Raw genomic sequence first — 24,929 nt, 5'->3', positions numbered from 1 at the left:
CCCCCCCCCCCCCCCCCCCCCCCACTTTTTTTTTTCCAGCACAAGACGGCATACGCTCTTCGCCTTAGTCTCGTGGGCTCGGAGATGTGTATAAGAGACAGTATCAGGCCTCCGTCAGCAGCTTCCGCGCCGCGGCCCGCGCCTCCTTGCTGACCTCGGCCCCGCCCAGCATGCGCGCTAGCTCTTCCTCGCGGCCCTTGGCATCCAGCAGTTCAACCGCGCTCTGGGTCATGCCTTCCACCGGTGCCTTGCTCACCCGGTAGTGGCTGTGACCCTTGGAAGCGACCTGCGGCAGATGGGTCACGCATAACACTTGGCGGCGTTCGCCCAGAGCGCGCAGCTTCTTGCCGACAATGTCGGCAATCGCGCCGCCAATGCCCGAATCTACCTCGTCGAAGACCATTGTCGGTACGGCATCCAGACCCAGCGCGGCCACTTCAATGGCCAGCGAAATGCGCGACAACTCGCCGCCTGAGGCCACCTTGCGCAGGGCCCGCGCCGGCTGGCCGGCGTTGGCGGCGACCAGGAACTCGACCCGCTCGGCACCGTTCGGATCCGGGCGCAGCTGCGCCTGCGGTTCCAGTTCGATCAGGAATTGCCCGCCGCCCATGCCCAGCTCGCCGATCAATGCGGTGGTGGTCTCGGACAGGGAGGTGGCGGCCGCCTGGCGGCTGCTGGAAAGGGTTGCGGCTACGGCTTGCCAGCGCGCGGCAGCCTTGTCGATCTCGCCAGCCAGCTTGGCCAGGCGCTCGTCGGCACCGCGCAGCTGCTCCAGCTCGCTTTCCATGCGGTCACGGGTGGCGGCGAGTTCTTCCATTGGTACGCGGTGCTTGCGGGCCAGGTCGTGCAGGCGGCTCAGTCGGCGCTCGATCTCTTCGAAGGCGTCCGGGTCACTGTCCAGGTCGTCCTGGACCCGATCCAGCTGGGCCAGCGCCTCGTGCAATTGGATACCAGCGGCGTCGAGCATGGCGTCGACTTCACCCAGGCGGGCGTCGTGCTGGCTGACCCGGCCCAGTTCGTGGCGCACCTGCTGCAGTAAAGACAGCAGCGAAGGGCCGTCTTCATCGCCGTTGAGCAGGCCGCCAGCGCGTTGGCAGGCTTCGATCAGGGCGGTGGAATGGGCCTGGCGGCGGTGGCTGGCGCCCAGTGCAGCGATCGCCGCCGGCTCCAGATCCTCCCGCTGCAACTCGCCCAATTGGTGTTCGAGGAAGCCGATGCGGTCGGAGACATCCCCTTGCTGGGATAGCGCATCGCGCTCATCCAGCAGTGCCTGCCATTGGGTGCTGGCACTGCGTACGGCGCCGCGCTCTGCTTCATTGCGGGCGAAAGCGTCCAGCAGCGCCAACTGGCTGGGGCGCGACAGCAGGGCCTGCTGGTCATGCTGGCCGTGGATCTCGACCAGGAAAGCGGCCAGCTCGGCCAGCTGCGACACCGGCACCGGGCGGCCATTGATGAAGGCGCGCGAGCCGCCATCGGCACGGATCACCCGGCGCAGTTGGCATTGTTCCTCGTCGTCAAGCTCGTTGTCGCGCAGCCAGGCGCGCGCCGGGGCATCGTCGTCCAGGCTGAATTCGGCCGACAGCTCCGCACGGGCCGCGCCATGGCGGACCACGCCGGAGTCGGCGCGCAGGCCGGACAGGAAGCCTAAAGCGTCCACCATCAATGACTTGCCGGCACCGGTTTCACCGGAAACAACAGTCATGCCAGGGCCGAACTCCAGTTCGGTGGCGCGGACAACGGCAAAATCCTTGATCGAGAGATGTCTGAGCATGGCGGGCAGGTCTAGGGGCCGCGCAAAACTAGCACGCGTACCGGGCAGGTCAATGTAGGACAGGCGATGGCGGGCCCAGATTAGGAACAATGCGTCTCATGGCGTGAGCCGGAGCCTTGAAACTTTCGGTACAGCCCACATACGAGGCGGGGTAGACGGCAGATCATCCGTCAGGGAACCGGAAATGAACCAAGAGCACACTGAATTCGACCCCGAGAACGCCGCCATGGGCGGTGATGACGCGCAGCACGACCAGATCGAGGCGCTGCGCGCTGAGCTGGAGCAGGTCAAGGCCGAATCGCTGCGCGAGCGCGCCGATCTGGAGAACCAGCGCAAGCGCGTGGCCCGCGACGTCGAGCAGGCCCGCAAGTTCGCCAATGAGAAGCTGCTTGGCGACCTGCTGCCGGTGTTCGACAGCCTTGATGCAGGCTTGGCTGCCGCTGGCAGCGAGCCCAATCCGCTGCGCGAAGGTATGGAACTGACCTACAAGCAGCTGCTCAAGGTGGCGGCTGACAATGGTCTGGCCCTGCTGGACCCGGCCGGCCAGGCCTTCAATCCGGAACATCACCAGGCCATCAGCCAGGTGCCGGCGCCGGCAGGCGTGGCCCCGGGCGCGGTGGTGACGGTGTTCCAGAAGGGCTATCTGCTCAATGAGCGCCTGCTGCGGCCGGCGCTGGTTGTGGTGGCCCAGGCCGACTGATCGGCCGCGCTGGCTGGCCGCTGCCTAAACCAGGCGCGGCCGTCGGCAAACAGTGTTCCGGGGATGACTTGAATGTCATCAGGTCGTCCCCCACATCCCATTCATCCCCGGCGGCTGCCGGCAAACGAATCCTCAGGAGTCCCCCATGGGCAAGATCATTGGTATCGACCTCGGCACCACCAACTCGTGCGTGGCGATCATGGACGGCGGCAAGGCCCGCGTCATCGAAAACTCGGAAGGCGACCGCACCACGCCCTCCATCGTCGCCTACACCAAGGACGGCGAAGTACTGGTGGGTGCCTCGGCCAAGCGTCAGGCCGTCACCAACCCGAAGAACACCTTCTATGCGGTGAAGCGCCTGATCGGCCGCAAGTTCACCGACGCCGAAGTGCAGAAGGACATCGCCCACGTGCCGTACGGCATCCTGGCGCATGACAACGGCGACGCATGGGTAGAAACCAGCGACGGCAAGAAGATGGCGCCGCAGGAAATCTCTGCCCGCGTGCTGGAGAAGATGAAGAAGACCGCTGAAGACTTCCTCGGTGAAAAGGTCACCGAAGCGGTCATCACCGTGCCGGCCTACTTCAACGACAGCCAGCGCCAGGCCACCAAGGACGCAGGCCGCATCGCCGGTCTGGACGTCAAGCGCATCATCAACGAGCCGACCGCGGCTGCCCTGGCCTATGGCCTGGACAAGGGTGACAACAAGGATCGCAAGATCGTTGTCTACGATCTGGGCGGCGGCACCTTCGACGTGTCGATCATCGAGATCGCCAACGTCGACGGCGAGAAGCAGTTCGAAGTGCTGGCCACCAACGGTGACACCTTCCTCGGCGGCGAAGATTTCGACAACCGCGTCATCGAGTACCTGGTTGAAGAGTTCCAGAAGGACCAGGGCATCGACCTGCGCAAGGATCCGTTGGCCCTGCAGCGCCTGAAGGACGCCGCCGAGCGCGCCAAGATCGAGCTGTCGTCCGCGCAGCAGACCGAAGTGAACCTGCCGTACGTCACTGCAGACGCTTCCGGTCCGAAGCACCTGAACATCAAGCTGACCCGCGCCAAGCTGGAAAGCCTGGTCGAAGAGCTGATCAAGAAGTCGATCGAGCCGTGCCGCGTTGCGTTGAATGACGCCGGCCTGCGTTCGAGCGACATCAGCGAAGTGATCCTGGTCGGCGGCCAGACCCGCATGCCGAAGGTGCAGCAGGCTGTCACCGAGTTCTTCGGCAAGGAACCGCGCAAGGACGTCAACCCGGACGAAGCCGTGGCACTGGGTGCCGCGATCCAGGGCGGCGTGCTGGGCGGCGACGTCAAGGACGTACTGCTGCTGGACGTGACCCCGCTGTCGCTGGGTATCGAGACCATGGGTGGCGTGTTCACCAAGATCATCGAGAAGAACACCACCATCCCGACCAAGGCCTCGCAGACCTTCTCGACCGCCGAGGACAACCAGTCGGCCGTGACCGTGCACGTGCTGCAGGGTGAGCGCGAGCAGGCCCGTTACAACAAGTCGCTGGCCAAGTTCGACCTGTCCGGCATCGAGCCGGCACCGCGCGGCATGCCGCAGGTCGAGGTGTCCTTCGACATCGACGCCAACGGCATCCTGCACGTGTCGGCCAAGGACAAGAAGACCAACAAGGAACAGAAGGTCGAGATCAAGGCCGGTTCGGGTCTGTCCGAGGAAGAGATCGCACGCATGGTCGCCGACGCGGAAGCCAACCGCGAAGAAGACAAGAAGTTCCAGGAACTGGTCCAGGCCCGCAACCAGGCCGACGGTCTGATCCACGCGACCCGCAGCGCCATCACCGAGCATGGCAGCAAGGTTGGCGGCGACGTGATCGGCAAGGTTGAAGCGGCACTGGCCGATCTGGAAACCGCGATGAAGGGCGACGACAAGGCGCAGATCGAAGCCAAGTCGAAGTCGCTGGAAGAAGCCGGTCAGGCGCTGTTCGCTGCCGCTTCTGCCGGTGAACAGGGCCCGGCGGCGGGTGCCGATGCTGGCACCCAGTCCAATGACGACGTGGTGGACGCCGAGTTCACCGAGGTCAAGGACGACAAGAAGTAAGGCCGGGAATGGTGATTGGGGATTCGGGATACGGAACTGCGGTTCCGGGTTCCGGATCCCCTTCCGGCATCTGTAATCCAGCTGCTGTCCTTGACCCCCGACAACCCGATTCCGAAACCATGTGCCAATGAAACGCGATTATTACGAAGTACTGGGCGTAGCCCGCACCGCCACCGATGAAGAGCTGAAGAAGGCCTATCGCCGTTGCGCGATGAAGCACCACCCGGACCGCAATCCGGGCGATGCCGCCGCCGAAGCTGCCTTCAAGGAGTGCAAGGAGGCGTACGAAACCCTGTCCGACGGCAATAAGCGGCGCATGTACGACGCCCACGGCCATGCGGCGTTCGAGCACGGCATGGGCGGTGGCGGTGGTCCGGGTGGTCCGGACATGAACGATATTTTCGGCGACATCTTCGGCAATATCTTTGGCGGAGGTGGCGGTGGTCCGCGCCAGCCGCGTCGCGGTGCCGACATCGGCTACGTGATGGAGCTGGACCTGGAAGAAGCGGTGGCCGGCGTTGAGCGCCGCATCGAGATTCCGACCCTGGCCGAGTGCGGTGATTGCGACGGCAGTGGCTCGGAAGACCGCAAGGTCGAGACCTGTAATGTTTGCGGTGGCCGCGGCCAGGTGCGTGTGCAGCGTGGCATCTTCGCCATGCAGCAGGCCTGCCATAACTGCGATGGTCGCGGTCAGATCATCAGCAAGCCCTGCAAGACCTGCCACGGCAATGGCCGTGTCGAGGAAGACAAGGTGTTGTCGGTCAAGGTGCCGGCAGGCGTGGATACCGGCGACCGCATCCGCCTGCAGGGCGAGGGCGAAGCCGGCCCGGCCGGTGCGCCGGCGGGTGACCTGTATGTGGAAGTGCGCGTGCGCGAGCATGCCATCTTCACCCGCGATGGTGACGACCTGCACTGCGAAGTGCCGGTGCGTATCTCGCAGGCCGCGCTGGGCGATGCGATCCGCGTCGCAACCCTGGGCGGTGAAGCGGAAATCCGCATCCCGGCCGAGACCCAGACCGGCAAGCTGTTCCGCCTGCGTGGCAAGGGCGTCAAGTCGGTGCGCAGCCGCACCGAAGGCGACCTGTACTGCCGTGTCGTGGTGGAAACCCCGGTCAACCTGACTGCCGAGCAGCGCAAGTTGCTGGAGCAGTTTGAAGCCACCTTCGTAGGCGAGGAAGCACGCAAGCACTCGCCGAAGTCGGCGACCTTCATCGATGGCGTAAAGGGCTTCTGGGAACGCATGAAGTCCTGATGCGTCACCTGTAATGCCGAGCCATGCTCGGCATCAGCTCCACCTGTAGTGCCGAGCCATGTTCGGCATCAGTTCCACTTGTAGTGGCGAGCCATGCTCGGCAGAGGCGTTCCCGGTAATGCCCCTGCCGAGCATGGCTCGGCACTACCTCGTTATGCCATCTGCTATTGGTTGCGCGCGCAAGCGTGTGCACTCGCGCCTCGTCCTGCGGACGTAGAATAGGGCGATGAACGAAGTCGACCATAGCCATCTCGTGCACGGTCGTCGGCAACGCCCGGATGGGCCGTCGCCGGTGGACGTGATCTCCGTGCAATCCCAGCTGGTCTACGGCCATGCCGGCAACAGTGCGGCTGTGCCGCCGCTGCGTGCACTGGGCCTGCGCGTAGCCGAAATTCCCACGACGCTGCTCAGCAACGCGCCGTTCTACGCGACGTTGCGCGGCCGCGTGCTGCCTGCAGATTGGTTCGCGGAACTGTTGCAGGGTGCGACCGAACGGGGCCTGCCGCAACGCGCCGGTGCGTTGGTATCCGGCTACTTCGGCAGCGTCGCCAACGGCGCCGCGTTTGCCGACTGGCTGGATGAGGTGCTGCCGCAATCGCCGAACCTGCGTTACTGCCTGGATCCAGTCATCGGTGACACCCATACCGGCCCTTACGTTGAGCCGGGGCTGGAGACGATCTTCAGCGAACGGCTGTTGCCGCACGCTTGGTTGGTCACGCCCAACGCCTTCGAATTGGGCCGCCTGACCGGCATGCCAGCGCTGGAGCAGGACGACGCCATCGCTGCCTCGCGCAAGCTGCTGGAGCGCGGCCCGGAATGGGTGATCGCGCATTCGGTGTCGGGTGACCCCGGTGAGCTGGTTACGCTGGCGATCGGCCGTGAACAGATCTGGCGCTGGACCTCGCCGCACCTGCCGGTGGACGTGGCCGGCACCGGTGATGTGCTGATGTCGCTGCTGGTGGCGTTCCTGCTCAAGGGCCATAGCTTCGAGGACGGTGTGAGCCGCGCCATTGCCGGCGTGCATGCGGCGCTGGAAGCGACCCTGGCCACCGGCGTGGAGGAATTCGACGTGCTGGCCGCAGCGCCGGCCGCGCTGGGCACGCCTTACCGCTTCCGCGCCGAGCGTCTGGCGTGAGTCTGCGTCCAGTCATCGGCATCGTCGGTAGCGGCGGTGCCTTTGGACGTTGGCTGCGTGGCTTCTTCGAATCGCGCATGGGTTTGCAGGTCATCGGCCACGATCCTGTCGATGTGGACTCGCAGACCCCGGAGCAGTTGCTGGAACAGGCCGATGTGCTGCTGTTCTCGGCGCCGATCCGGCACACGCCCGCATTGATCCGCGACTACATCCGCCAATCGGCCGGACGTGAGCGCGGCAAACTGTGGCTGGACGTCACCTCGATCAAGGCCGAGCCGGTGGCGGCGATGCTGGAGTCGCAGGCGTCGGTCGCTGGCCTGCACCCGATGACCGCACCACCCAAGGCGCCGACCTTGAAGGGCAGGGTGATGGTGGTCTGTGAAGCGCGGCTGGATGCGCAGTGGCAGGCGTGGCTGGATGAACTGTGCATCGCCTTGCAGGCCGAATGCGTGCGCGGCACTGCCGAGCACCACGACCGGGTGATGGCGCTGGTGCAGGCGATGGTGCATGCCACCCATCTGGCCCAGGCCGGCGTACTGCGCGAATACGCACCGATGCTGGGCACGCTGAGCGAATTGATGCCGTATCGCTCGGCTGCATTTGAACTGGATGCGGCGGTGATCTCGCGCATCCTGTCGTTGAACCCGGCGATCTATGAAGACATCCAGTTCGGCAATCCGCATGCCGGCGAAGTACTGGATCAGCTGCTGCTGCAGCTGCAGCAGCTGCGTGGCCTGGTGGGGCAGGGCGATGATGCCGCGCGAGCGCTGTTCCGTAGCCGGTATCTGGCTGACAACAAGGCGGCGGTGGATGAGCAGACCTTGCGCGATGGCAACTACAGCTTCGAGCGGGTGGGTTACCTGCTGGCGGATCTGACTGACCAGAGCGCGATGAGTGTGCATCTGCCGGAGGATCGCGCCGGCTCCTTGCGTGAGCTGCTGCATGTGTTTGAGCGGCATGGCATCAGCCTGGCCTCGATTCATTCCTCGCGCACGCCTGGCGGTGAGGTCCACTTCCGCATGGGCTTTGTGCAGGCCTACGCGGCCGATGTGATTTCAGCGGCCAGCGACGAGATCAACAGCAGCGGCATAGGTCGCGTACTGGAGCGCTAAGCCTGCAGTAGTATGGAAGCTGTGGGAGCGGCGTAAGCCGCGAAGCTCATGAGCCAACAGCAGCAAGAGCTACTGCATCTGCAACAGCCCAAAAGCACCCCTCTCCAACCCTCCCCTTTGCTGCGCAAAAGGGAGGGGGCGCAACCTATTGACGTCTCATTGGCTGCGACTTAATCCACAGCGACGTGTGTGCAAGCATGTGGATAATCACTGACATCCCTTGGGGCACAAGGCTGTCAAGATGGTTGGTGAAAAATTGATCAGCCGCAGGCCGGATCGGCAAAGCGTATTCAGAATTACCCGGCCAGCCGCCAGCGGGGCCTTCCTGATGCGCGCCGGCAATGATCACGGCGCGCTGTAGAAGCAGGGAATCAGGCCCGATAGGGCTGGTTCATCGACAGACTGACTTCGCCATCTGCACTGAACAGGTTGCTGCCACGACGCAGCAGCGGTCGACCGTCGGCAAGCTCATAGCGGGGCGGCCGGTTCGTCTTGCCTGTCTCGGGGCTGCTGGGTTCATCAAGAAACTCGATGACGATGCAGCTCTCGCCATCGCGCGTGGTTGCTGGAAACTGTCTGAACGCCATTGCTTGCCTCCAGGGCGGTGCCAGTGGCAGGGCTGCCACGCCCTGAGCTTGCCGCCGTGCTTGTTAGCCTTGCGTTACCGCAGCGTTCTCAATCTATGAACTGGAGGCGCGCCAGCTCGGCATACAGGCCGTCCTGTGCCAACAGTTCAGCATGCGTGCCCTGCGCGACGATGCGGCCGTGGTCCATCACCACGATGCGGTCGGCCTTCAATACCGTTGCGAGCCGATGGGCGATCACCAGCGTGGTGCGGCCTGCCATCAACCACTCCAGTGCCTGCTGCACGGCGCGCTCACTCTGCGCATCCAGCGCGCTGGTCGCTTCGTCCAGCAGCAGCACCGGTGCGTCCTTGAGCAGGGCGCGGGCAATGGCTACACGCTGCTGCTGGCCGCCGGACAGGCGTGCGCCACGTTCGCCCAGGTCGCTGGCATAGCCTTCCGGCAACTGCATCAGGAAATCGTCGGCCTCGGCCGAGCGCGCGGCGGCGCGAACTTCCTCGTCGCTGGCTTCGAGACGGCCGTAGCGGATGTTGTCGGCGGCGCTGGCGGCAAACAGGGCCGGCTGTTGTGGCACCAGCGCAATGCTCTGGCGCAGCTGTGCCGGATCCAGCTCGCGCAGGTCGACGCCGTCCAGACGCAGATGACCGCTGTCCGGATCATGGAAGCGCAGCAGCAGCGACAGCACGGTGCTTTTGCCGGCGCCCGATGGGCCGACCAGGGCCACGGTTTCGCCCGGCGCCACGGTCAGGCTGAAGTCATCCAGCGCCGGATGATCCGGGCGCTGCGGGTAATGGAACGACACATGCTCGAAGCGGATTTCGCCGCGAACCGGCGAGGGCAGCGATTGCGGCTTTGCGGGTGCGGTGATCTGCGGACTCTCCGCCAGCAGCTCACCAATACGGCCCATGCCGCCGGAGGCGCGCTGCAGTTCGTTCCAGACTTCGGCTAGGGCGCCAACCGAGCCGCCACCGATCAAGGCGTACAGCACGAACTGGCCCAGCGTACCTGCCGTCATGCGGCCGTCGACGACGTCGTGCGCCCCCGACCACAGCACCGCAACGATGGCACCGAACACCAGCACGATGGCGATGGCGGTAACAAAGGACTGGGTGCGGATGCGACGTTTGGCGGTGGCCACGGAGACATCCAGTGCGGCCTCGAAGCGCCCGCGTTCATAGGGCTCGCGCGCATGCGCCTGCACGGTGCGCACCGCGCCCAGCGTTTCTGCCGCCAGCGCATTGGCATCGGCGACGCGATCCTGGCTGGCGCGGGAGATCTTCTGCAGCTGGCGTGCACCGAGCACGATCGGCAGCACCGCCAATGGGATGCCGATCAACGAGTACACCGCCAGGCGCGGACTGGTAACGAACAGCATGACCATCGCGCCAACCACGGTAACGCTGCTGCGCAGTGCCACCGACATGGTCGAGCCGATCACGCTGCGCAGCAGCTCGCTGTCGGCGGTCAGGCGTGAGACCAGCTCGCCGCTGCGGGTACGGTCGTGGAAGCCGGCGTCCAGGCCGATCAGGTGGGCATAGAGCCTGCCGCGCAGGTCGGCCACGACCTTCTCGCCCAGCAAGGAGACAAAGAAAAAGCGTGCGGCAGTGGCCAGTGCCAGCACCACCGCGACAATGAACAGCAGCATGAAGGTGCGGTTGATCTCGCCGCCGCCGGAGAAGCCATGGTCGATCATCTGTTTGACCGCCATCGGCAGGCTGAGTGTCGCCGTCGATGACACCGCCAATGCGATCAACCAGGCCGTGAACAGGCCGCTGTGACGGCGAACGAACGGCCACAGGGTTTTCAGACTGCCGAGTTTCTGCAACTTGCGAGGCTGTGCGGAAGATGTATCAGTCATGGTCGACAGGTTCGCTCAGGCGTAGACGGTCGCGGGTGGCGTCGCGCAGGCGCAGGGCCAGCGCATCGATCTGGTCTGCCGGCAGGCGCACGTGCAGGCGCAGGCCCTCGGGCAGGAAGTGTTCTTCAAGTTTCTCGGCGCCGGCGCTGCCGAGCAGGGTATGCACGATGCCCATGTCCTCGAAGCCGCATTGCAGGATGCGTTCGGTCATGGGCACCAGCGGAAGGCGCTGGGCCAGTCGCAGGCATTCGGCGGCAGTGCCGCCATAGGCACGAACCAGGCCGCCGGCGCCGAGTTTGATGCCGCCATACCAGCGTGTCACCACTACAGCGATGCGGTCATAACCCTGACCGTCTATCGCTGCGAGAATCGGGCGTCCAGCGGTACCTGCCGGCTCGCCGTCGTCACTGGAGCGATAGTCATTGCCGTGTCGGTAGGCCCAGCAGTTGTGCGTGGCGTCGGCATCCGATACCGATTGGATGAATGCCAGCGCTGCGGCGGCATCGCTGATCGGCGCTGCCTGGGCAAGGAAGCGACTGTGTTTGATGTCCAGCTGGTGGCTGGTGGGTGCGGCGAGAGTGTCGAGCATTGCGGTCATTCTAGTGGCAGCGCCGCAAAGCTGTAGCGGATGCGGCTCAATCCCTGAGCAGCGGCCGCAGGTCGCGCGGAATGCGCGCTTCCGGGTAGTCGTGGGCGAAACGACGCAGGCTTGCCTTTGCACCCTCCAGGTCGCCGGCCTGTTCACGCTCGCGGATACGCTTGATCCACTGATGGCGCGACAGCATGGCATCGGCCTCGACGTCCGGGGTGCTGTCGGCAGCGATGGTCGCTGCGCGTTGGCGGCGTGCCTCCGCCGCCTTGCTGACAGTCTTGGCGCCAGCATGCGGAATCGGAGCGGCGCCAGTAGGTGCCGGCCGGCGGGATGCAGCACGTGCGGGAGCGGGTGCCGTTTCGCTCAGATAGACGTTGTCCTGTGAGGCGTCGGCGGAGCTGGCCTGTTCGGCTTGAACAGGTGCTGCCATCGGTGCCGGAGCCATCACGGGCGCTGGAGGGGCAGGCGGGGCGGGCGGGACAATGACCGGTGCAGCGGAGAAGGCGCGGGGCGATTGCCCTGTATTGCCGGTGGCGGGCTGCTCGATGCCGATGGCCTTGTCCTTGTGCGCAGCATGTGGCTGCGCGGCGCCAGCGCTGGACGCCTTCGCGTTGACGCCGGATCGGTCCTGCGGCACAGCCGCCGCCGCGGCGGCATCCTCGGCAGCTTGGGCCGGGGCTGGGCTTGCAGGTGCCGCAGCGACCTCGGCAGCGGCAATGTCAGCGGCCATTGGTTCCGTCGCGGGCGCGGACATATCGGCGTGTTGCATCGCCGGTTGCGGCGGTGTCAGCGGGCGCAGCTGCCAGGCCAGGCCTACCACCAATACCAGTGACGCGGCCACGGCCAGTGAAGAGACCAGCCCGCGCCGACGACCCCAGCCGCGGCGCTGCGATGCGGATGGCTGGCTGGCGGAAGCCGTGCCGCGAGTCTGGGTGTCCGCTTGGAGTTGTTCTGACTGAGGCTGCGTCTGCGGCTTGGCGCGGGCCAAGTCCATGATCCGCGCATCGAGCTGCGCGCTGGGGGTGGCCGCGCCGGCGCCGGGACGGCCGAGCAGGCGGGCCAGCTCGCGCTCTTCGGGGGTCAGCATGTCGGGGATGTTCATTCGCTCAACCTCGCGCGCAGCTTGTCCATCGCATAGCGCAGCCGCGATTTGACGGTTTCCCGGCCAACGCCGGTGATCTGCCCGATCTCCTCCAGGCTGAGTTCCTGTTCCAGTCGCAGGATCACGACTTCCTGTTGTTCGGGTGGCAGCTCGGCCAAGGCCTGGCGCAGCTGCAGGCGCTGGGCGTGTTCGTCGGCCAGCAACTCGGGAGTGCAATTGTCGGCCAGGCGTGCGGTGCGCTCGTCCGCATCTTCGGGTGCTGCAGGGCGATGACGGGCGGCGCGCCAGTGGTCGTTCAGGCGGTTGTGGGCGATCCGGAACAGCCAAGTGGCGAAGGCCGCATCGGGCTTCCAGCCGGCGCGGGCGTTGATCATCTTCTGCCAGACGTCCTGGAACAGCTCCTCGGCCAACGGCCGGTCACGCAGCTGGCCGAGCAGATAGTGGAACAGCCGCGCGCGGTGCCGGGCATAGAGCTCGGAGAACGCATCGCTGTCACCGTCGGCATAGGCCAACATCAGCACTTCATCGGTAGGGGTCTGGACAGCGGTATCCACCCGGCAAGCGTAGTGGCTGGGTGGGTTTCTGCCTAGCTCCGCAGCAGTCCCTGCCAAGGCATATTCATTTATGTGAAAACCAATCTTTTTTCTGGAACGCACTGCCCTTGACCGCTGTGAAAGGTATGCTGCGGGATCAGGGGGGAGTTCCGGCACACCGGGACCCAGAGAGAACGGATACATGTCGTATAGCGAGCTTGACGCGCGGATTGAAGCGCCGCGCGCCGATTCATTTTCGCCGGTCACCCAAGCGGTGGCGACATTGCAGGGTTTGTTGCACCACGCCAGCCCCGTTGCGCTGGCGTGGCGCGACGGGGTGCTGGGCGAGGGTGGGTGCAGTGTCCCGGAATCTGCCGTCGACCTATGCCAGCTGGCCCGTGGGCGGCTGATGGGAAAGGCTGCAGGCCTGCCTCCCGGCTGCCAAACGCTGGAATGGCGTGGTGACGATGGGGCCGAGTACGTATTGCTGATCGACGCCGGACCGGCGCTGCCTGCGATGGACCGCGGAGCCTGGCAGGGCGCGGTGCGGATGATGATCGGATCCGCCATGGAGCTGATGCGCCAACGCCGGCAGATAGACGAACTGCAGCGCTCCAAACAGCTGCAGAAGGCCTTGTTCGAGATCGCCGACCTGGCAGGTGCGGACCTGGCCATGACGGAGATGATGGCGCATTTCCATCGCATCCTCGGTTCGCTGATGTACGCCGAAAACTGCTACATCGTCGAGTGCGATGAGGAGCAGCGGAGCCTGGAGTTTCTGTACTTCGTCGACACCCATGACAGCTATCTGCCTGAGCCGGGTCGCCGCTATCGCTATGAGGAAATGCCGGCCAGCCTGACCTTCGCAGTACTGCGCAATGGGCGGGCGCTGAGTGGACCCTCGCGTGAACTGGCCAAATACCTGGAACACCCCTGCGAGGTGTCGGAGGGTGTGGAGAGCACCGACTGGCTGGGCGTGCCGATGTGGCGCGACAACCGCGTTTGCGGGGCGATCGTGGTGCAAAGCTACGTCGCCAATGCGTGCTACGGCGAGGAAGAGCTCGCATTGTTGAACTTCGTTGCCAAGCACATCCTTACCGCCATGGATCGCCATCAGGCGCATGCACAGCTGGAACAACGCGTCTGGCAGCGTACCCAGGATCTGGAACGCATCAACAACCACCTGCAAGGCGAGATCATCGAGCGGCGGCGCGCGGAGTTGCTGCAGGCGGCGCTGTTCAATATTTCCGAACTGGCACTGAGCGGCAAGACTACCGGCGAGTTCTATACGCAGGTGCACGAGATCATCGGCCGCCTGCTGGATGCCAGCAATTTCTACGTGGCAATGGTGACCGAGGACGCTGCGGGCATCGAGTTCGTCTATTCGGTTGACCGCTTCAACCGCGAGCGCGCTTCGCGCGTCTTCAGTGACGGCTTGACCGAGTATGCGCTGCAGCGCCGCGAGCCGGTGTTGTTGACGCGGGCGGACATCGACACGTTGATTGCCGCGGGGACCTTGAAGGAATTTGGTGCCAAGTCGCAATGCTGGTTGGGCGTACCGCTGTTCAGTGACGAGGAAGTGGTCGGGGTCATCGCCGTACAGAGCTACAACCCGCAGGTGGTGTTCAGCGCGGATGACCAGCGCCTGTTGGTGTTTGTCGCCCGTACCATCGGCAACAGCCTGGCCCGCCAGCGTGACCAGCAGCGCTTGGTGCAGGCCCATGCCGACCTTGAGCTGCGGGTGACCGAGCGTACCCGCGAGCTTGGCGAGGTGAACCAGAAATTGCTGGGGCAGATTGGCGAACGCATGCGCGCCGAGCAGCGCCTGACCCATCTGGCCATGCACGACGTGCTGACCGGCCTGCCAAACCGGCTGCATCTGCAGGATCGCCTGGAGCGCGCCATCGAGAATGCGGAACTCGGTATTGCCCCGCACTTCGCGTTGCTGTTCCTCGATCTGGATCGCTTCAAATGGGTCAATGACAGTATCGGCCATGCAGCCGGCGACCAGATGCTGGTCGAAGTGGCACGGCGCCTGGTTGGCCTGGTCCGCGGCGAGGATGTGGTGGCGCGACTGGGCGGCGATGAGTTTGCGTTGCTGGTGCACTCCGACCGCGGTTCGACGGCGGCGATGGATCTGGGCCGACGCCTGCTCAAGGCGCTGGAAGCGCCGATGTGGGTGGACGGGCGCGAGTTGTTCCCGTCGGGAAGCATCGGCATCGCGGTGTGGGATGCGCGCTACACCTCTGGCGCGGATCTGCTGCGTGATGCGGATGCGGCCATGTACCGCGCCAAGCTCAAGGGCCAGGACCGCTGCGTGATGTTCGACGGCGCGATGCACGACGAAGCCATGCGCAGCCTGGAACTGGAAGCGGACTTGCGCCGGGCGATCAAGAAGCGTGATTTCCTGCCTTATTACCAGCCCATCGTCTGCCTGCTCGATGGACGGGTGGTTGGCCATGAGGCGCTTCTGCGTTGGCAGCATGAGCGTCGCGGCGTGTTGCTGCCTGGCCAGTTCCTGTCACTGGGTGAGGAAAGTGGCCTGATCGAACAGGTGGACTGGCAGATCTATGAGCAGGTGATGGAGGACATGGCGGCGTCGTCGGTCGGCTATATCTCGGTGAATGTCTCGCCTCGTCACTTCCGCTCGGTTGAGTTCGCGCCACGCCTGCTGGGAATGCTGGATGCGGCGGGTGCGGACCCTGCGCGGCTGCGCGTGGAGATAACCGAGATGGCCTTGCTGGACGACGAGCCACGTACCTTGCGTGCCCTGCACCAGCTGCGCGAACGCGGTGTTGTGGTGCAGCTGGATGACTTCGGCACCGGCTATTCGGCGCTGTCCTATCTGCATCGGTTCCCGATCAGTGCATTGAAAGTGGACCGTAGCTTTGTCGCTGGCCTGCACGATGAGGGAAGCAGCAGCACGCTGGCCCTGGTGCAGGGCGTGCTGTCGCTGGCACGCACGCTGGGCATCGAGACGATAGGCGAGGGCATAGAGGACGAACGCCAGTTGCAGACGCTCAAGGAGCTCGGTTGCAACTTCGGCCAGGGCTACTTGTTGGGCTATCCGGCGCCGTGCGAGCAGAGCCTGCAGCGCAGGAAGGCCGCAGGGTTGTAGGAGCGGCGTAAGCCGCGAAGCCACCAATCCATCCGGTGCGTATCAGTTGCAATTGCACGATGCGCGTTTGCTCTTGAGCGCGGAATGTATGCGACCTGCATGGTCTACGAGCTTCGCGGCTTACGCCGCTCCCACAAAAGCTCGGCGGTTCATCAACGCAGCGCGTTGCGCTTCTTCTCGTCGAACCACTTGTCGGCCTGCGCCGGCGAGTAGTTGCGCATCCATTCCAGCATCTGCGTCGGGTCTTCGCCGTACCACAGGTCTTCGCGCTGTTCCGGGTGCAGGAAGCGCTCGCTGACCATGGTATCGATCATGCCGATCAGCGGCTGGTAGAAGCCGTCGATGTCGAGGAAGGCGCAGGGCTTGTGGCCGATGCCGAGCTGGCGCCAGGTCAGCATCTCGAAGATCTCCTCGGCGGTGCCAAAGCCGCCGGGCAGGGCGACGAAGGCATCGGACAGGTCGAACATGCGCGACTTGCGCTCATGCATGGAGCCGACGATTTCCAGTGAGGTAACGCCCTTGTGCGCCACTTCCATGTCCACCAGGTGCTGCGGGATCACGCCGGTGACTTCGCCGCCGGCCGCCAGTACGCCATCGGCCACCGCGCCCATCAGGCCGGTGCGGCCGCCGCCATAGACCAGGCGCAGGCCTTCGTTGGCGATGCGCTTGCCCAGTTCGGTTGCGCGTTCGACATAGACGGGCTTGGCACCGGGGTTGGAGCCGCAATAGACGCAGATGGATTTCATGGGTTGTTCCTGATGAATGGGAAGAGGTGGTCGTCCTGCTGCCGATGAATGCGCATGCAGACCGGGGAATACAAAAGCAAGAAGGCTCCGCCGGGGCGGAGCCTTCAGGTCACGGGCCGTGGAGCTTAGTTGGCCTTGTGGATGGCGCGCTTGGTCACTGCCATCGCCGCGTCGTGCACTGCCTCGGACAGCGACGGGTGGGCGTGGCAGATGCGGGCCAGGTCATCGGACGAGCCGCTGAACTCCATGGTCAGCACACCTTCGTGCACCAGCTCGGAGACATTGGCGCCCACCAGGTGCATGCCCAGCACGCGGTCGGTTTCGGCGTGTGCCAGCACCTTGACGAAGCCCGCCGGCTCCACCATGGCAACGGCACGGCCGTTGGCGGCGAACGGGAAGCTGCCGGCCTTGTACGGGATGCCTTCGGCCTTGAGCTGGGCTTCGGTCTTGCCGACCCATGCCAGTTCCGGCTCGGTGTAGATGACCCACGGGATGGTGTCGAAGTTGACGTGGCCCGGCAGGCCAGCGATCAGCTCGGCCACGGCAACGCCTTCCTCGAAGCCCTTGTGGGCCAGCATCGGGCCGCGCACGCAGTCGCCCACCGCCCACACGCCGTCAACGCCGGTGTGGCAATGGTCGTCGACCACGATCTGGCCACGCTCGTTGAGCTGCACGCCGGTGCCTTCGGCCAACAGGCCCTTGCTGGCGGCGCGGCGGCCAACGGCCACCAGCAGCTTGTCGACGGTCAGGGTCTTTTCGCCCTCGGCGTCGGTGTAGCTGACAATGACTTCCTCGCCCTTGATCTCGGTCTTGGAGACCTTGGCGTTGAGGCGGATGTCCAGGCCCTGCTTCTTGAATTCCTTGGCGGCAACCTTGGCCACTTCGGCATCGGCGGCAGCCAGGAACTCCGGCAGTGCTTCCAGGATGACCACTTCCGAACCCAGGCGCTTCCACACGCTGCCCAGTTCCAGGCCGATCACGCCGGCGCCGATCACGGCCAGGCGCTTGGGCACTTCGGTGAAGTCCAGCGCGCCGACGTTGTCGACGATGTGCTTGCCATCAAACTTGGCGAACGGCAGTTCGATCGAATCCGAACCGGCGGCGATGATGACGTTGGTGCCCTTGAGCTCGACTTCCGAACCGTCGTGCTGCTTGACCTTGACCACGTTGCCGGCCTGCAGCTGGCCGAAGCCGTAGTAGGTGGCAACCTTGTTGGCCTTGAACAACTGGGCGATGCCGCCGGTGAACTGCTTCACGATGGCGTCCTTGCGGCCGACCATCTTGCTCACGTCGATCTTGGCGTCGTTGAAGCTGATGCCGTGCTGATCGAAGATGTGGCCCATGTTCCAGTACTGGCGCGAGGAGTCCAGCAGCGCCTTGGACGGGATGCAGCCCACGCGCAGGCAGGTGCCGCCCAGGGCCGGCTTGCCGTCCTTGCCCAGCGCTGCGTCGATGCAGGCGGTCTTCAGGCCCAGCTGTGCGGCGCGGATGGCGGCGTGGTAGCCGGCCGGACCGGCACCGATGACGACGACGTCGAATTGTTCAGCCATTTGAGATTCCTTGTTGCCTGTCCCTTCTCCCGCCGGGAGAAGGTGGCGCATAGCGCCGGATGAGGGTGCGGGTGAGGCTTGCCCTCACCCCAACCCCTCTCCCGCAGGCGGGAGAGGGGCTCAGAGCTGTTACAGACCGAACAGCATGCGGCCCGGGTTTTCCAGCTGGTTCTTGATGTCCACCAGGAACTGCACCGAATCCTTGCCGTCGATGATGCGGTGGTCATAGGACATGGCCAGGTACATCATCGGGGCGATCACGACCTGGCCGTTCTCGGCGATCGGACGGTCCTTGATGGCGTGCATGCCCAGGATGGCGCTCTGCGGCGGGTTGACGATCGGGGTCGACATCAGCGAGCCGAAGGTGCCGCCGTTGGTCACGGTGAAGGTGCCGCCCTGCAGTTCTTCCAGCGACAGCTTGCCGTCACGGGCCTTCTTGGCGTAGTCGGCGATGGCCTTTTCGATGTCGGCGAACGACATGCGCTCGACGTTGCGCAGCACCGGGGTCACCAGGCCCTTCTCGGTCGAGACCGCGATCGATATGTCCGAGTAGCCGTGATAGATGATGTCGTCACCATCGATCGAGGCATTGACCAGCGGGAAGCGCTGCAGTGCGTTGGCGGCAGCCTTGACGAAGAAGCTCATGAAGCCGAGCTTGATGCCGTGGGCCTTGACGAACTCTTCCTGCAGCTCCTTGCGCGCAGCCGAGACCTTGGACAGGTTGACTTCGTTGAAGGTGGTCAGCATGGCGGTCGAGTTCTTCGACTGCATCAGACGCTCGGCAATGCGCTTGCGCATGCGGGTCATCGGCACGCGTTCTTCCGGACGTGCACCGCCGGCCTTGCCGACGCCGCCGTTGCGGGCGAAGTTGACGATGTCTTCCTTGGTGACCGCGCCGTGGCGGCCGGTGCCGGCCACGTCAGCCGGGTTCACGCCTTCGGTGATGGCCGAGAAACGGGCGCCCGGGGGCAGGGCATCGGCAGCCGACTTGGCAGCCGGGGCCGGAGCAGCGGCAGCAGCCGGAGCGGCGGCCGGGGCAGCAGCCTTCGGTGCTTCGGCAGCAGCGGCCGGGGCGGCAGCGGCAACCGCGCCTTCCTCGATGATGGCCAGGATCTGGTTCGAGGTGACGGTGTCGCCTTCCTTGAACTTGATTTCCTTCAGCACGCCATCAACCGGTGCCGGCACTTCCAGAACGACCTTGTCGGTTTCCAGGTCGAGCAGGTTCTCATCACGCTTGACGGCCTCGCCAGCCTTCTTGTGCCAGCTGGCGATGGTGGCGTCGGAGACGGATTCGGGCAGTACCGGTACTTTGACTTCGGTGGCCATTTGGCTGATTTCCTGGTTTCGTTTTCTTGTGGAAAAGGGGGCTTATTCGGCGTAGTTGTCGTCGATCTTGTTGACCAGCGCGTCGGCGAGCAGCTGTGCGAGTTCGCGCAGGTGATCGGACATGTGGCCAACGGCAGGCGACGGAGAACGCGGGCGACCGGCATAGTGCAGGGACTGGCCATCGGCCACGCATGCCTGCAGGTGGTGCTTGATCTGGTACCACGCACCCTGGTTCATCGGCTCTTCCTGGCACCACACGACGTCGGTGGCCTTGCCGTACTTCTTCAGCTCGGCGGCCAGCGCCGGGCGCGGGAACGGGTAGAGCTGCTCCACGCGCACCAGTGCCACGTCGTCCTGGCCACGCTTGGTCATGTCTTCCAGCAGGTCGTAGTAGACCTTGCCCGAGCAGACCACCACGCGCTTGACCTTCTTGGCGTCCGCGGTGGCGTCGCCGATCAGGTGCTGGAACTCGCCATTGGCCATTTCATCCAGGCTGGACACGGCCAGCTTGTGGCGCAGCAGCGACTTGGGCGACATGACGATCAGCGGCTTGCGGGTGTCCATGCGCATCTGGCGACGCAGCATGTGGAACGCCTGGGCCGGGGTGGACGGCACGCAGACCAGCATGTTCTCCAGTGCGCACAGCTGCAGGAAGCGCTCAAGGCGCGCCGAGCTGTGTTCCGGGCCCTGGCCTTCATAGCCGTGCGGCAGCAGCAGGGTCAGGCCGGAGATGCGGCCCCACTTGGCTTCGCCGGAGGCGATGAACTGGTCGATCACCACCTGGGCACCGTTGGCGAAGTCGCCGAACTGGCCTTCCCAGATGCACAGGGTGTTGGGATCGGTGGTGGAGAAACCGTACTCGAACGCCATCACGGCTTCTTCGCTGAGCAGCGAATCGATGATGGTGGCCTGTTCCGGCGACTCGACCAGCTGACGCAGCGGCAGGTAGTAGTTGTCGGTCTTCTGGTCGTGCAGGATCGCGTGACGGTGGGTGAAGGTGCCGCGGCCCACGTCCTGGCCGACCAGGCGCAGGCCATTGCCTTCGTCCAGCAGCGTTGCGTAGGCCAGGTTTTCGGCAAAGCCCCAGTCGCCGAGGATTTCGCCGGCGGCCATCTTGCGACGGTCGTCGTACACCTTGGCAACGCGCGAATGCACTTCCACGCCTTCCGGAATGGTGTTGATCATGGTGGCCAGCTGGGTCAGCTTGCCCATCTCGACCTTGGTGCTGACCGGGTCGGACAGCTTGCCGGACAGGTACTTCGGCCAGTTGACGAACATCTTGCTGGTGGCCGGGGTCTTTTCGACCGTGGCCAGCTCGGTGGTGACTTCACCGGAGTCCAGCTTGTTGCGGTAGGTGTCGACCATTTCCTTGCCGGCGCCGGCGGCGATCACGCCTGCGGCTTCCAACTGCTCTGCGTAGAGCTCGCGGGTGGTCTTGTGCTTGCGGATCACCTGGTACATCAGCGGCTGGGTGATCGCCGGCTCGTCGGCCTCGTTGTGGCCCCAGCGGCGGTAGCAGACCAGGTCGATCACGACGTCCTTGTGGAACTGCTGGCGGAAGTCATAGGCCAGCTTGGCCGCGAATACCACCGCTTCCGGGTCGTCGCCGTTCACGTGCAGGACCGGTGCGGCGACCATCTTGGCGATGTCGGTGCAGTACAGGGTCGAGCGCGAGTCGTCGCGGTTGGAGGTGGTGAAGCCCACCTGGTTGTTGATGACGATGTGCACGGTGCCGCCGACGGTGAAACCGCGGGCCTGCGACATCTGGAACAGCTCCATCACCACGCCCTGGCCGGCAAATGCCGCGTCGCCGTGGATCAGGATCGGCATCACCTGCTTGCGTGCGGTGTCGTTGCGGCGTTCCTGGCGCGAGCGCACCGAGCCGGCAACCACCGGGTCGGCGATTTCCAGGTGCGACGGGTTGAAGGCCAGTGCCAAGTGCACCGGACCGCCGTCGCTGACCACGTCGGCCGAGAAGCCCATGTGGTATTTCACGTCACCGGCAACGGCGCGGTCGTCGTGCTCGAACTTGCCTTCGAACTCGTCGAACAGCTTGCGCGGGTTCTTGCCCAGGGTGTTGACCAGCACGTTCAGACGGCCGCGGTGGGCCATGCCGATCACCACGTCCTTGACGCCTTCCTTACCGGCGTCACGGATGATGGTGTCCATCATCGGGATCAGCGAGTCGCCGCCTTCCAGCGAGAAGCGCTTCTGGCCGACGTACTTGGTGTGCAGGTAGCGCTCCAGGCCTTCGGCGGCGGTCAGGCGCTCCAGCGTGCGACGCTTGGTGTCGGCATCCAGGTTGTAGTTGCCACCGGCAGCCTCGAGGCGCTGGTAGAGCCACTGGCGCTGCTCGACTTCGGCGATATACATGAATTCGGCGCCGATCGAGCCGGTATACGTCGCCTTCAGGCGTGCAACCAGATCGCGCAGCTTCATCCGCGGCTGGCCGCCAACACCGCCGGTGCTGAACTCGTCGTTGAGGTCGGCATCGCTGAGGTGGTGGAAGGGCAGGCCCAGGTCCGGCGGATTGACCGGCGGGGTCAGGCCCAGCGGGTCAAGATTTGCGCCGAGGTGGCCGCGCGAGCGGTAAGCGGTGATCAGGCGGCCGACATTGCGCTCGCGCTCGTCGCCGGAACCGGCGTTGCCGCCGACCTTGCCAGCATTCTTTGCGGCTTCGGTGATGTGTGCGATGGCGGCAGAGTGCGGCACATCGCCAGCTTCGCGGCCTTTGAAGCCGTCAAAGTAGGACTTCCACTTGGGGTCCACACTGTCCGGGGAGACGAGGTACTGTTCGTACAGGTCCTCGACATAGGAGGCGTTGCCGCCGGCGAGCTGCGATGATTGCGCAAACTGCTTCAGTAGATTGTCCACGATGGAGAGTCGGATTCACTTGTGGGGTAGTTCTGGGAACCGGCGGACCTGTTCTAGCGTCCCGCGCGGGCGTGTTCTAACCACGAAATTATACCCCTCACTGGACAGGAAGGGGCACCTACACTGTCCCGCGCATTAATACCTGACTGGGGCTTGTCCTGCCCCGGTCAATGCTCAGACACCTAGTACGCGAAGCCCGTTGCAATCACGTGAACGCTCCCAGATGCGCTTGAACAGCAGCTCCTGCTGCTGGGCGCGGGCGGGGCTGTCCAGCGCCAGTTCGCCTTCGACGCGGGCACCTATTGGACGAAAGTAGCAGTCGCCCTGATCGTTGCTGATCGCCGCCGAGGCCACCTGACAATCCGCCGGGTCTACCGGTTCACGCAGATGGAACACACTGGGCAGGCGCTGCACCAGTGCGATGAAGGCCGCAGACAGGGCGGGCAGGTCGGCTTCGTGCAGCAGCACGTGTACCTGCTTGTCGTGACGGGCGGTGGCAAACCGGCGCAGGGCGTCCAGTACCAGGGGCTGGGCGAGCAGGGCGTCATTGCCACGCAGCTGGAGGTACAGATGACGGCGTGCAGCGTGGATCACCGCTGCTGCCGACGCCCGGGCCTGATCCGGGTCCTGCACCCGCATTGCTCCGTCCAGACGCCGGCGCATGGTCTGGTGACCGATGCCGGCTTCTTCAAATTCAGCACCTTCCGGCAGAAACCCGTTACAGGCATAGAAGTCGCGGGCGTGCAGTTGAGCGTGCAGGCTTATTTCGCCCCAGCCGCGCTTGCGGGCGGCGCCCAGTAGCGCATTCAGCAAGGACTGGCCTACGCCTTTGCCACGCCAGGCGGCCAGTACCGCCATGCGGCCGATGCGCTGATCCGGGGTCAGGCGAGCAGCGCCGATGGCCTGGCCGTGTTGGTCCAATGCCAGGGCGTGGTCGCTGAGCGGGTCCAGTTCGTCGATTTCCAGCTCGGCCGGGACGTTCTGCTCGCTGACAAATACGGTATGACGCACGCCGTGCAGCAGGGCCTGCTGCACGGCGTAGTCGGCGATCTCTACATGGAAGATCGCAGCTGGACTCATGCCGACGGGGTTTCCGCGTCGTCTTCGTCCTCTTCTTCGCCGTCGTCGCAGATCACCACGACTTCGACACCTTCCTCGTTGACCATGACGGTCTCGATGCTGGCGCTGGACGGCTCGCCGTCACCGGCTTCGCTGTACTCGATGACCTCGATCTCGACTTCCGGAGCGTCGTCTTCGTCGTCGAAGTCCTCGTCGAAGTCTGTTTCTTCGGCATCTTCCAGCACTTCAAGTGCGTCCTGCTCGGCCAGCATGGCGGCGATGGTGTCCACGTCCAGCAACTGGTAATGGCCGCCGATGATCAGCTCCATCAAGGCGTCACGGCCCTTGTTGCTGAGCTTGTTGAACAGGCCGATATCGATCTGCTCGGCGCCGGCCAGGGCCTGCGCGTCCTTGATCGACAGCTGGAAGGCCAGGCCCGAGCAGTACAGCGAGGCGCCGCGGGTGGCGCGGCGCCAGGCCAGGCGGGCCCAGGGGTGGCGCTCGAGCACGCCGCCGTTTTCCAGCTCGGCCTGGACCTCTTCCGGCGACGGCGGTGCCTGCGAAGGCAGGATGTCGCCGGCGGCACGGTAGGTGGTGATGAAGCGACCGAACCAGTTACCGAGGCGGTCCGGATCGTTCATGCGCAACGCATTGAGCGCAGCAACCACACGCTTCATGGCGGCGGCGTCGATTTCGTTCGGATCTTCCGGCAGCTTCAGGTCCGGGTCCTGGAAGCGGATGGATTCGTCGGCATCGGCAACCAGATCGTCCAGGTAATCGCTGATCAGCTCAGCCGAGGACGGTGCACGCATGCCGAAGGAGAAGGTCAGGCAGGGGTTCACGGCAACGCCGTTGTGCGGCACGTTCGGCGGCAGGTACAGCATGTCGCCCGGGCCCAGCACCCAGTCGTGGGTCGCCTTGAACTTCTTCAGCAGCTTCAGCTCGACGTCGGGGCGGAACTCCAGCGACGGGCGCTTGCCCTTGGTCGACTCGCTGGCGTCGATCTGCCAGCGGCGCTGGCCGTGGGCCTGCAGCAGGAACACGTCGTACTGGTCGACATGGGCGCCAACCGAACCGCCGGTGGCGGCAAAGCTGATCATCACATCGTCCATGCGCCAGCGCGGCAGGAAGTTGAAATAGGAGGTCAGCGCGCGCACTTCCGGGTCCCACTTGTCCACGTCCTGCACCAGCAGGGTCCAGTCGTGGTCGGGCATGCCGGGGAAATCTTCTTCCTGGAACGGGCCGGTGCGCAGGGTCCAGCCATCGGTGGCGCGGTCGTGGCTGACGATACGGGCCAGTGCGCCTTCCTCGCAGGCCAGGCCGGCCAGGTCTTCGGGCATCACCGGGGTTTCGAAATCCGGGAAGGCGGCGCGGATCAGCAGCGGGCGCTTCTGCCAGTAGTCGCGCAGGAAGGTGGCCGGGTTCATGCCCAGCGGCAGCCCGGGCTTGGCCTGGACTTCGATCGGATAGGTCTTTTGCTTGCGTGCAGCCATGGGGGAAATCCTTTGCAGCGGAGGTCGAACAGGGGCGCGGATGTTGCGCAGACCTCCATTGT

18 protein-coding genes are annotated in these 24,929 nt (G+C 64.8%); 6 read left to right on the top strand and 12 right to left on the bottom strand.

Going from position 1 to position 24,929, the window contains the following annotated elements; all coding sequences use genetic code 11:
- Positions 1-103 precede the first annotated feature (103 nt).
- Positions 104-1,771, bottom strand: coding sequence for a DNA repair protein RecN (gene recN, locus AC1VXC_RS11840; protein ID WP_481538146.1), 1,668 nt, complete (start codon positions 1,769-1,771; stop codon positions 104-106).
- A gap of 184 nt (positions 1,772-1,955) precedes the next feature.
- On the opposite strand from recN, the gene grpE reads away from it, so the two are divergent.
- The 5 genes from grpE to AC1VXC_RS11815 all read left to right on the top strand — a co-directional run bounded on the left by grpE (position 1,956) and on the right by AC1VXC_RS11815 (position 8,032).
- Positions 1,956-2,471, top strand: a complete 516-nt coding sequence (gene grpE, locus AC1VXC_RS11835; protein ID WP_481527601.1) for a nucleotide exchange factor GrpE — start codon at positions 1,956-1,958, stop codon at positions 2,469-2,471.
- A 145-nt stretch (positions 2,472-2,616) separates the two neighbouring features.
- Positions 2,617-4,533: a molecular chaperone DnaK gene (gene dnaK, locus AC1VXC_RS11830; RefSeq protein ID WP_481538147.1), complete on the top strand. Its 1,917-nt coding sequence runs from the start codon at positions 2,617-2,619 to the stop codon at positions 4,531-4,533.
- Between the two features lie 127 nt (positions 4,534-4,660).
- Positions 4,661-5,785 (top strand): molecular chaperone DnaJ, encoded by a 1,125-nt coding sequence (gene dnaJ, locus AC1VXC_RS11825; RefSeq protein ID WP_303746657.1) that lies wholly within the window; start codon positions 4,661-4,663, stop codon positions 5,783-5,785.
- 226 nt (positions 5,786-6,011) lie between these two features.
- Positions 6,012-6,920, top strand: a complete 909-nt coding sequence (gene pdxY, locus AC1VXC_RS11820) for a pyridoxal kinase (RefSeq protein WP_313492970.1) — start codon at positions 6,012-6,014, stop codon at positions 6,918-6,920.
- Positions 6,917-8,032, top strand: coding sequence for a prephenate dehydrogenase (locus tag AC1VXC_RS11815; protein WP_313169878.1), 1,116 nt, complete (start codon positions 6,917-6,919; stop codon positions 8,030-8,032). Before pdxY ends, AC1VXC_RS11815 begins: the two co-directional genes overlap by 4 nt.
- Before the next feature lie 371 nt (positions 8,033-8,403).
- Here AC1VXC_RS11815 and AC1VXC_RS11810 read toward each other — a convergent pair whose 3' ends face one another.
- The 5 genes from AC1VXC_RS11810 to AC1VXC_RS11790 all read right to left on the bottom strand — a co-directional run bounded on the left by AC1VXC_RS11810 (position 8,404) and on the right by AC1VXC_RS11790 (position 12,722).
- A complete protein-coding gene (locus AC1VXC_RS11810) occupies positions 8,404-8,619 on the bottom strand; it encodes a hypothetical protein (RefSeq protein WP_313169880.1) in 216 nt (71 codons plus the stop codon).
- 88 nt (positions 8,620-8,707) lie between these two features.
- Entirely contained in the window at positions 8,708-10,474 is a 1,767-nt protein-coding gene (locus AC1VXC_RS11805) for an ABC transporter transmembrane domain-containing protein (RefSeq protein ID WP_481539108.1), read from the bottom strand.
- Positions 10,467-11,063: an IMPACT family protein gene (locus AC1VXC_RS11800; protein WP_313169883.1), complete on the bottom strand. Its 597-nt coding sequence runs from the start codon at positions 11,061-11,063 to the stop codon at positions 10,467-10,469. The genes AC1VXC_RS11805 and AC1VXC_RS11800 overlap by 8 nt, the downstream gene beginning before the upstream one ends.
- A 46-nt stretch (positions 11,064-11,109) precedes the next feature.
- Positions 11,110-12,168, bottom strand: a complete 1,059-nt coding sequence (locus AC1VXC_RS11795; protein WP_481539109.1) for a hypothetical protein — start codon at positions 12,166-12,168, stop codon at positions 11,110-11,112.
- Entirely contained in the window at positions 12,165-12,722 is a 558-nt protein-coding gene (locus tag AC1VXC_RS11790) for an RNA polymerase sigma factor (RefSeq protein ID WP_313169887.1), read from the bottom strand. Before AC1VXC_RS11790 ends, AC1VXC_RS11795 begins: the two co-directional genes overlap by 4 nt.
- Before the next feature lie 181 nt (positions 12,723-12,903).
- On the opposite strand from AC1VXC_RS11790, the gene AC1VXC_RS11785 reads away from it, so the two are divergent.
- A complete protein-coding gene (locus AC1VXC_RS11785; protein WP_481539110.1) occupies positions 12,904-15,819 on the top strand; it encodes an EAL domain-containing protein in 2,916 nt (971 codons plus the stop codon).
- A 152-nt stretch (positions 15,820-15,971) separates the two neighbouring features.
- Here the strand turns inward: AC1VXC_RS11785 and AC1VXC_RS11780 are convergent, their stop codons facing one another.
- The 6 genes from AC1VXC_RS11780 to AC1VXC_RS11755 all read right to left on the bottom strand — a co-directional run bounded on the left by AC1VXC_RS11780 (position 15,972) and on the right by AC1VXC_RS11755 (position 24,867).
- Positions 15,972-16,565, bottom strand: a complete 594-nt coding sequence (locus AC1VXC_RS11780) for an LOG family protein (RefSeq protein ID WP_313169891.1) — start codon at positions 16,563-16,565, stop codon at positions 15,972-15,974.
- A gap of 125 nt (positions 16,566-16,690) precedes the next feature.
- On the bottom strand, positions 16,691-18,115 hold the full coding sequence (gene lpdA, locus AC1VXC_RS11775; RefSeq protein WP_312916695.1) for a dihydrolipoyl dehydrogenase: 1,425 nt from the start codon (positions 18,113-18,115) through the stop codon (positions 16,691-16,693).
- 129 nt (positions 18,116-18,244) lie between these two features.
- A complete protein-coding gene (gene sucB / locus AC1VXC_RS11770) occupies positions 18,245-19,441 on the bottom strand; it encodes a dihydrolipoyllysine-residue succinyltransferase (RefSeq protein WP_481539111.1) in 1,197 nt (398 codons plus the stop codon).
- 42 nt (positions 19,442-19,483) lie between these two features.
- Positions 19,484-22,315: a 2-oxoglutarate dehydrogenase E1 component gene (locus AC1VXC_RS11765; protein WP_313169895.1), complete on the bottom strand. Its 2,832-nt coding sequence runs from the start codon at positions 22,313-22,315 to the stop codon at positions 19,484-19,486.
- Positions 22,316-22,489: 174 nt separating this feature from the next.
- The gene (locus AC1VXC_RS11760) at positions 22,490-23,395 is read right to left on the bottom strand and encodes a GNAT family N-acetyltransferase (protein ID WP_481539112.1); all 906 of its coding nucleotides are present in this window, start codon (positions 23,393-23,395) and stop codon (positions 22,490-22,492) included.
- Positions 23,392-24,867, bottom strand: a complete 1,476-nt coding sequence (locus tag AC1VXC_RS11755; RefSeq protein ID WP_313169899.1) for a ribosomal protein uL16 3-hydroxylase — start codon at positions 24,865-24,867, stop codon at positions 23,392-23,394. Before AC1VXC_RS11755 ends, AC1VXC_RS11760 begins: the two co-directional genes overlap by 4 nt.
- Positions 24,868-24,929: the final 62 nt, after the last annotated feature.

The organism is Stenotrophomonas sp. STEN033 (assembly GCF_056856655.1).
The sequence above is the reverse complement of the archived record's forward strand: the minus strand, read 5'-3'. Positions and strand labels throughout refer to the sequence as shown.